The sequence below is a fragment of the Streptomyces sp. SID14478 genome, from assembly GCF_010548525.1.
In the GTDB taxonomy this organism is placed as follows: Bacteria; Actinomycetota; Actinomycetes; order Streptomycetales; family Streptomycetaceae; genus Streptomyces.
The window spans coordinates 1-1,942 of record NZ_JAAGMG010000755.1; the positions used below are offsets into that span (position 1 = coordinate 1).

At 71.6% G+C, this 1,942-nt stretch carries 2 protein-coding genes; both read left to right on the forward strand.

The features are described from left to right. A partial coding sequence (locus G3I40_RS25055) for a DUF2690 domain-containing protein (protein WP_164304382.1) occupies positions 1 to 537 on the forward strand: 537 nt, incomplete at its 5' end. Positions 538 to 828: 291 nt separating this feature from the next. Then, positions 829 to 1,821, forward strand: coding sequence for a malate dehydrogenase (locus G3I40_RS25060; protein ID WP_164304383.1), 993 nt, complete (start codon positions 829 to 831; stop codon positions 1,819 to 1,821). Positions 1,822 to 1,942 lie beyond the last annotated feature (121 nt).

Sequence of the window (1,942 nt, forward strand, 5' to 3'; positions counted from 1 at the left end):
CCCGCCCCGCCCGCGGCACCGGCCGCGCCGCCGGGGAAGTCCGGCGGCCCGGGCAAGCGACGGCTGACCATGTTCCTCGCGGGAGTCCTGGGCGCGGCGGTCGTCGTGCTCATCGCCTACGTCCTGACCAGCGGCGGCGACGACAAGGACAACAAGGCCGAGCCGTCCTCCTCGCCGACCACCAGCGCACCCCAACTGCCCGCGGGCGTCCAGTGCGTGGGCGCCGGCTGCACCGGCAAGGACCCGGAGGCCATGGGCTGCGGCGGCGACTTCGCCGACAGCCCCTCCCGGGCCGTGGTCGGCGCGGTCACCGTGGAGGTCCGCTACAGCAAGACGTGCAAGGCGGCCTGGGCGCGCGTCACGGGCGCGGCGCCCGGCGACAGCGTCCAGCTCGACGCCGGGGCCAAGAAGTCGAAGAAGGGCCTGGTCGGCGACGCGGACACCGACGCGTACACCCCGATGGTGGCCGTCGCCTCGGCCGCCGAGGCCAAGGCCTGCGCGACGCTCTCGTCCGGGGAGAAGGGCTGCACCGAGTAGCACCCGACGGCACCCGCGACGGCCCCGCGGAATTGACCATGCATGAGCGCGGTTCTTCGGGGCAGGCGCAGCATTACCCCCACGGGACGGTCACGAACAAGTGGCACCCCCGGCGGCCGCCGATCCCTCTCTCCCGAGGTCGGCGGCCGCCCCACGTTCGGGCGGGCTCCCTCTGTGGGGTGAGCCACACGAACCGGTAGGTCCGGTACGGGCGGGGCGCGATAGCCTGACGAGCGGATCTCTTGATGTAGAGAGATCGATCAAAAGACCTGCTGTCATACGGAGAACGCCATGACCCGCACTCCCGTGAACGTCACCGTCACCGGCGCCGCCGGCCAGATCGGCTACGCACTGCTCTTCCGCATCGCCTCCGGCCAGCTGCTCGGCGCGGACGTGCCGGTCAAGCTGCGCCTCCTGGAGATCACCCCCGCGCTCAAGGCCGCCGAAGGCACCGCCATGGAGCTCGACGACTGCGCCTTCCCGCTGCTCCAGGGCATCGACATCACCGACGACCCGAACGTGGCCTTCTCCGGCACGAACGTCGGTCTCCTCGTCGGCGCCCGCCCGCGCACCAAGGGCATGGAGCGCGGTGACCTCCTGGAGGCCAACGGCGGCATCTTCAAGCCCCAGGGCAAGGCCATCAACGACAACGCCGCGGACGACATCAAGGTCCTGGTCGTCGGCAACCCGGCCAACACCAACGCCCTCATCGCCCAGGCCGCCGCGCCGGACGTACCGGCCGAGCGCTTCACCGCCATGACGCGCCTCGACCACAACCGCGCGCTGACCCAGCTCGCGAAGAAGACCGGCACGACGGTCGCCGACATCAAGCGCCTGACGATCTGGGGCAACCACTCGGCCACCCAGTACCCGGACATCTTCCAGGCGTCCGTCGCGGGCAAGCCGGCCATCGAGGCCATCGGCGGCGACGAGGCGTGGCTGGCCGACGAGTTCATCCCGACCGTCGCCAAGCGCGGCGCCGCGATCATCGAGGCCCGGGGCGCGTCCTCGGCCGCCTCCGCCGCCAACGCCGCCATCGACCACGTCCACACCTGGGTCAACGGCACGGCCGAGGGCGACTGGACCTCCATGGGCATCCCGTCGGACGGCTCGTACGGCGTGCCCGAGGGCATCATCTCGTCCTTCCCCGTCACCACCAAGGACGGCAAGTACGAGATCGTCCAGGGCCTGGACATCAACGAGTTCTCGCGTGCGCGCATCGACGCGTCCGTCGCGGAGCTGACGGAGGAGCGCGAAGCGGTCCGTGGTCTCGGGCTGATCTAGCCTTCGCCCCGTATTGCACGCGGCCGCCCACGGCGGGTCCTTTCGGACCGCCGTGGGCGGCTTGCGTTGGTGGGGGAGTGCGGGCCCGGTGGGGCTTCTCGCGCAGTTCCCCGCGCCCCTG